Raw genomic sequence first — 5,525 nt, forward strand, 5'->3', positions numbered from 1 at the left:
GCGCTGACCGGCACGCAGTTCGCGGCGCTGACCACCGCGCAGTCGGCTTCGCTGACGGCTTCGCAGATCGGCACGATGGCCACCGACGACCTGCAGGCACTGACCACGGCGCACTACGCGTCGCTGTCGGCGACCCAGGTGCTCGGCATCACGACCGACCAGATCTCGGTGATCGAGACGCAGGACCTGCGCGCGCTGACCTCGACCTCGCTGCGTGCCCTGACGGATGCGCAACTGGGCGAGCTGACGACGACGCAGCTCTCCTCGCTGGGCGGCCAGGTCAGCAACCTGACGACCTCGCAGCTCTCGCACCTGGCCACCGACGACCTGAACGCGTTCACCGCCTCGCAGTTCCTGGTGATGAACACGGCGCAGATCCAGTCGCTGACGGTCACGCAGATCGGCAACCTGGAAACCGCGGACCTGCGTGCACTGAGCACGGCCGCGATCCAGTCGCTGACGACCGACCAGGTCCAGGCCATCACGACCGACACCTTCCAGGCCTTGAGCGCGACGCAGATCGCCGCGTTCACGACCGCCCAGGTGCATGCGCTGACGACCGACCAGGTCATCGCGCTGACGACCACGCAGACGATGGCCCTGGAAACGCAGGACATCGCCGCGATGACGATGACGCAGATCGCGGCCTTCGAAGGCCAGGACATCGCGGTGATGTCGTCGCCGCAGCTGGATGCCTTCATGGCGGCCTCGCCGATCGTGCTGGACCTGAACGGTGACGGCGTCTCGACGGTGTCGGCGGCGCACGGCGTCAACTTCGACCTGAACGCCACCGGCCATGCCAACAAGGTGGGCTGGGCGTCGGCGACGGACGGCATCCTGGTGATGGACCGCAACGGCGACGGCAAGATCAACGACGGCACCGAGCTGTTCGGCGTCGCGACCGTGAAGGCCGACGGCACCCGCGCCGGCAACGGTTACGAGGCCATGAAGATCGAGGACACGAACCACGACGGCAAGCTGAGCGCCGCGGACGCGAACTTCGACAAGCTGAAGGTGTGGGTCGATGCCAACCAGGACGGCATCTCCGAGGCGGGCGAGCTGAAGGGCCTGGCCGATTTCGGGATCGTCTCGCTGGACCTGCATGCCGCGAGCGGCACGACGGTGCAGAACGGCAACCTGCTGGGCCTGGTGTCGAGCTACACGACGACCGACGGCGCCAAGCACGACATGGCGGACGTGTGGTTCGGCAAGGCCGCGGCGACCGATGCCACGGCAGCCAAGGAACTGCCGGTGCAGCTGGCCGATGTGCTGGCCGCCCCGACGGCCGACGTGCTGGGCGGCAGCAGCGCCCCGACGGTGGCCGCGACGCAGACCACGGCGCATGCCGCGGTGCATGTCGATCACAAGCTGCTGGCCGACGACGAGCACCTGAAGAACATCGGCCCGCTGATCTGATCACGGCAACCGATGGCGCGGCACGCACTCCCTGAAGTGCGTGCCGCGCGGTCACGCCGGTCACCCGCATCCCTGCCCGCATGAAATTCGGCATCGTCAAGTGGTTGGTGAGCAAGCTGCTGCCCTCGGCCTGGCGGGACCTGTTCTCGTCCGACGGCGGCAGCGGCGGCTCGACCGCGCCGACRACGCCGGCCACCCCGACGTCCAGCACCGGCGCGCTGACCGATGCCCAGGTGCAGGCGCTGACGACGGCGCAGATCGCCGGCATGACGACCAGCGAGCTGAACGCGTTGACGACCGCGCAGTTCGCGATGCTGTCGGCGACGCAGGCGGGTGCGATCACGACCACGCAGGCGGCCAACCTGGAGACGGCGGACCTGCGCGCGCTGACCACCGCCGCGATCCGCGGCTGGAGCAGCGCGCAGCTCGCGGCGCTGACGACGCAGGAGATCGGCCTGCTGACCACCGCGCAGGTGGCCGCGCTGACGCCGGCGCAGATCGCCGCGCTGTCGACCACCTCGCTGAACGCGATGACGACCGCCGAGTTCGCGGCCTTCAACAGCGCGCAGGCCGCGGCGTTGACCACGCAGCAGATCTCGCACCTGGAGACGGCCGACTTGCGGGCACTGACGACGGCTGCGCTGCGCGGCTTGTCGGCGGCACAGCTCGATGCCCTGAGCACGGCGCAGGTGGCGCTGCTGAGCACGGCGCAGGTGGCCTCGCTGGCGCCGGCGCAGATCGCGGCGCTGTCGACCGGTGACATCGCGGCCCTGCAGACGGCGCAGGTCGCCGCGCTGAACAGCGCCCAGGTGGCGGCACTGACGACCGACCAGATCGCCGCGATCGAAACGGCAGACCTGCGCGCATTGAGTTCCGCCGCGTTCCGGGCACTGAGTCCGGCGCAGATCGAGGCTTTCACGTCCGGGCAGTTCGGTGCGCTGACGACGGCGCAGATCGCGACGCTGACGCCAACGCAGATCGCCGGGCTGGGCAGCGACGACCTGCAGGCGCTGACGAGCACCCAGTTCGCGGCGCTGACCTCGGCCGAGGTGGTCGCGTTGTCGCCGGAGCAGATCGCGGTGCTGGAGACCGCCGACGTGCGCGCGCTGAGCACCGCCGCCTTCCGCGCGCTCAACGACGCCCAGATCGATGCGCTGACGCCATCGCAGCTGGCGGTGCTGACGACGGCGCAGGTGGCTTCGCTGACGCCCGGCCAGGTGGCGGCCTTCAGCACCGACGACCTGCTCGGCTTGAGCACCACGCAGTTCGCCTCGCTGTCATCGACCCAGGTGGCAGCGCTGAGCCCGGCCCAGGTGGCCGCGCTGGAGACCGCCGACTGGGCGGCGCTGAACACATCGGCCATCAAGGCGCTGAGTGCCGCCTCGGTGGCCGCGCTGACGACCGACCAGATCGTCGCGCTGACGACGGCCCAGGCGRCAGCGCTGACCGCGACGCAAGCCGCCGCGCTGACGCCGGAGCAGATGCTGGCGCTGGAGACGGGCGACCTGCGCGCGCTGAGCTCGGCCGCGTTCCGCGCGCTGACGCCGGCGCAGATGGACGCGCTCAGCTCGGACCAGTTCTCGGCCTTGACGACGGCGCAGATCGGGGCGCTGACCGGCCCGCAGATCGGCGCGCTGCACACCGACTACCTGAATGCGCTGACGACCACGCAGTTCGCTGCGCTGTCGACCGCGCAGGCGGCTTCGCTGACGGCCACCCAGGTGGCGGCGCTGGAGACGGCCGACCTGGCGGCGCTGAGCACCGGTGCCGTGCGGGCGCTGAGTGCCGCGGCGGTGGCTGCGCTGACGACCGACGAGATCGTGGCGATGGGCACCGGGCAGTTCGCCGCGCTGACCAGCGCGCAGGCGACGGGGCTGGATGTGTCGCAGGTGGCGGCGATGCAGCCGGGCAATCTGCGGGCGCTGGGCACCGCGGCTTTCCATGCGCTGGGCAGCGACCAGATCGCGGCCTTGAACACCGACCAGTTCACCGCGCTGTCGACGGCGCAGATCGTCGCGCTCGGCACCGAGCAGATCACGGGCCTGAGCACCGATCACATCGTCGCGCTGACGACGGCGCAGATGGTGGCGATGGAGACGGCCGACATCGCCGCGATGTCGTTGCAGCAGGTGGCGGCCTTCACGCCGGAGGACATCGGCGTGATGTCGGGCGCGCAGATCTCGGCGCTGCTGTCGGTGACGCCGATCGTGCTGGACCTGGCGGGCACCGGCATCCACACGACGGCGGCGAGCCAGGGCGTGAGCTTCGATATCGCGGCCACCGGCAGCACGGCGCGCAGCGGCTGGATCGCCGAGGGCTCGGCGCTGCTGGCGATCGACCGCAACCACGATGGCGTGATCAACGACGGCAGCGAGCTGTTCGGCATCGGCTCGCGGCTGGCCGACGGCACGCGTGCGGCCAACGGCTACGCGGCGCTGGCGCAGCTGGACGGCAACCACGATGGGGTGATCAGCGCTGCGGATTCGCAGTTCAAGGACCTGCGCGTGTGGGTGGATGCCAACCACGACGGCAAGAYCGATGCGGGAGAGCTGAAATCGCTGGCGGATGCGGGCATCGTGTCGCTGGACCTGCACGCGGTGACCGGCACGCAGGTGGACCATGGGAACCTGTTGGGGCTGGTGTCGAGCGTGGCGATGAGCGATGGCTCGCAGCATCAGATGGCGGATGTGTGGTTCGCCAAGGAGAAGAGCGCCGCGCCAACGGTGCAGCTGAGCGAGCTGTTGGCGGCGCCGGCCGGTGAGTTGCTGGCGCATGACGCCGCACCGCCGTCGACGGTGGTTGCCGCTGCGGCTCTCAGCGCGGAGCAGCACCGGCTGCTGGTCGAGGATACGCAGCGCCACGGGCCGCTGATTTAAATCCGCCGCGGGTCGCCCCGCAGGTCTATGCTTGGCGGGCCCCAGCAGCACGGAGCGCGCGCCATGAAGCTGAATCTGAAACTTCCCCTGGCCTTCGGATTCACGCTTGCCCTGCTGCTGCTCGCGGCGCTGTTCGGCATCCACCAGCTCGACCGGTCGCTCACCGCCTACGACACCATCGTGCAGACCCACGTCGCGCACGAGCGGGCCGCGGCCGACCTGGAAAGCCGCTTCAAGACCCAGGTGCAGGAGTGGAAGAACACGCTGCTGCGCGGCAAGGATCCGCAGCAGCTCGAACGCTACTGGGGCGCGTTCCAGAAGGAAGAGAAGTCGGTGGCCGACGGCGCGGCGCGGCTGCGCGACACCTTGCCGGACGGCGAGACCCGCACGCGGGTCGAGCGCTTCCTGCAGGCGCATGCCCGCATGGGTGAAGGCTACCGGCAGGGTTACGCCGCCTTCACCGCGGCGGGCTTCGACCCGGCTGCAGGTGACAACGGCGTGAAGGGCATGGACCGCGAGCCGGTGAAGCTGCTGGGCGACGCGGCGCAGCGCATTGCCGCGGAGAGCGCCGACATCGCAGCGCGCGCGTCGGCCGACGGCCGGCGGGCGATCCGGCTGAGCCTGGCGGTGATGTTCGGCGTGACGCTGCTGGGCGTGATCGTCGGCATCGGCGTAAGCCGGATGATCGTGCGCCCGCTGAACCAGGCGGTGGAGGTGGCCCAGGCGGTGGCCGGCGGCGACCTGACGCTGGCCGTGCGTCCGCGCGGCCGCGACGAGACCGCGATGCTGCTGACGGCCCTGGCCGAGATGCAGCAGCAGCTGACCCGGCTGGTGCGCGGCGTGCGTGCGAATGCCGAGGGCGTGGCGACCGCCAGCACCGAGATCGCGCAAGGCAACAACGACCTGAGCCTGCGCACCGAGCAGCAGGCCGCGGCCTTGCAGCAGACGGCGTCGTCGATGGACGAGCTGGGCGCGGCGGTGCGGCAGAACGCCGACAACGCGGCGCAGGCCAGCCAGCTGGCTGCCGGCGCGAGCGGCGTGGCACAGCGCGGCGGCGACGTGGTGACCCACGTCGTGCAGACGATGAAAGGCATCCACGACAGCTCGAACCAGATCGCCGAGATCGTCGGCGTGATCGATGGCATCGCGTTCCAGACCAACATCCTGGCCTTGAATGCCGCAGTGGAGGCGGCGCGCGCCGGCGAGCAGGGCCGCGGCTTCGCGGTGGTGGCC

General features: G+C 70.4%; 3 protein-coding genes. All 3 read left to right on the plus strand.

Annotated elements, in window-relative coordinates:
• Positions 1-1,416 (plus strand): SPM autocatalytic domain-containing protein (locus AC1DXV_RS30710; protein ID WP_490363521.1); only part of this gene is annotated, 1,416 nt, incomplete at its 5' end.
• 80 nt (positions 1,417-1,496) lie between these two features.
• Positions 1,497-4,292, plus strand: a complete 2,796-nt coding sequence (locus AC1DXV_RS30715; protein ID WP_477937242.1) for an SPM autocatalytic domain-containing protein — start codon at positions 1,497-1,499, stop codon at positions 4,290-4,292.
• A gap of 63 nt (positions 4,293-4,355) precedes the next feature.
• The coding region (locus AC1DXV_RS30720) for a methyl-accepting chemotaxis protein (protein ID WP_477937244.1) at positions 4,356-5,525 on the plus strand (1,170 nt) is incomplete at its 3' end.

It is taken from the genome of Rhizobacter sp. P3_C12 (genome assembly GCF_056402735.1).